The organism is Chryseobacterium pennae (assembly GCF_003385515.1).
GTDB classification, from domain to species: domain Bacteria; phylum Bacteroidota; class Bacteroidia; order Flavobacteriales; family Weeksellaceae; genus Chryseobacterium; species Chryseobacterium pennae.
Genome location: NZ_QNVT01000067.1, coordinates 1 through 1431 on the forward strand (window position 1 = coordinate 1; position 1431 = coordinate 1431).

Annotated in this window: 1 protein-coding gene; it reads right to left on the reverse strand. The window is 36.3% G+C overall.

What is annotated here, in order from left to right:
- Window positions 1-28 precede the first annotated feature (28 nt).
- A protein-coding gene (locus DRF65_RS29335) for an IS3 family transposase (RefSeq protein WP_394337832.1) occupies window positions 29-1386 on the reverse strand; the annotation gives its coding sequence in 2 pieces (ribosomal slippage) (window positions 29-909 and window positions 909-1386; 1359 coding nt in all).
- Window positions 1387-1431 lie beyond the last annotated feature (45 nt).

The following is a 1431-nucleotide window of genomic DNA, read 5'->3' on the forward strand; positions in this document are numbered from 1 at the left end:
TAGACTGCACCCAAAAGTTTAGACAAAATTAAATAATATTATTATATGAAAGAGTTCGGTACTGTACTGGACTCTTTCCTTTTAGATTAAGCCTTATCCTGTCGTTATTGTAGTAATTGATATACTTCTTTATTTCTTTTTTGAGCTCATCAATGGTTTTAAATTTCTTAGTATAGAACATTTCAGACTTTAAAGTTCCAAAGAAGTTTTCTATTACCGCATTATCCAGGCAGTTTCCTTTGCGGGACATACTTTGGATAATTCCTCTTTCTTTTAACAGATGCTGATAGGCTTTCATCTGATATTGCCAGCCTTGATCAGAGTGGATAATGAGGTTTTCAGTATTCTTGATTTTTCTGAGCCCTTTTTTGAGCATATTCACAACTTGTGCAAAAACAGGTCTTTCCGAGAGATCGTAACTGATAATCTCGCCATTGTAAAGGTCAATTATTGGCGAAAGATACAATTTACTGCCTGAGACGTTAAATTCTGTCACATCAGTGGCCCATTTTCTGTTTGGCCCATCTGCCTTAAAGTTCCTCTCCAGAATATTTGGCGCTATCCTGCCTTGCTCTCCCCGGTAAGATCTGTATTTTTTAACCCTAACGATACTTTTCAATCCCAGAGTCTTCATCAGTCTTAAGACAGTTTTATGATTGATTACAATTCCTTGTTGTTTCATAGCCAAAGTGATACGTCGGTATCCAAACCGGCCTTTATGTCTATGATAAATCTGTTTTATCAAAGTTTTTACTTCTCCATATTTATCCTTTTTATCAAGAGCTTTCTGATGGTAATAAAAACTGCTTCTGGCCATACCTGTACAATCCAACAGGAGTGATAGGTCATATTTTCGCCTTAATCCTTCGATGGCCTCTGCTTGTTCTTTTTCAGAGTTAAGGCGTCTAACTTTTTTAGAAAATCAATTTCAGCTCGAAGTCTTTCGTTTTCCAATAAAAGTTCTTCTTCTCTGGTCAATGGCTTATCGGAACTTCTTTTCTTACGCTTGTAATCACTCATGATACACGGTCTTCCTTTGGGTTTATTCTTTAAACCTAAAATACCACTTTTTTCGTAATCCCTTTGCCAATTCAACACGGTAGATTGAGCTGCGATATCGAATCGGATACATGCTTCCCTTTGTGAGATATGCTCTGTTTCGATGGCTTTTAGAACTTTAACCTTGAAATTCAGGGAATAACTCCTGTTTTTTCTTGGGTGTAGTCCCGAGATTCCATACTTGCTATAAAAACCAATCCACTTGCGCAGATTGCTTTCATTAAATCCTTTCTCTGTTGCTATAGATTCAATCGAACGATGAGAATTTTTGTGAAGGTTAATACATTCTAATTTGAAAGCAACGCTAAATTTTTCTTTTCTATACATAAAAAAATGCCCCTAAAAAGTGTCTAACTTTTTGGGGGCAGTCCA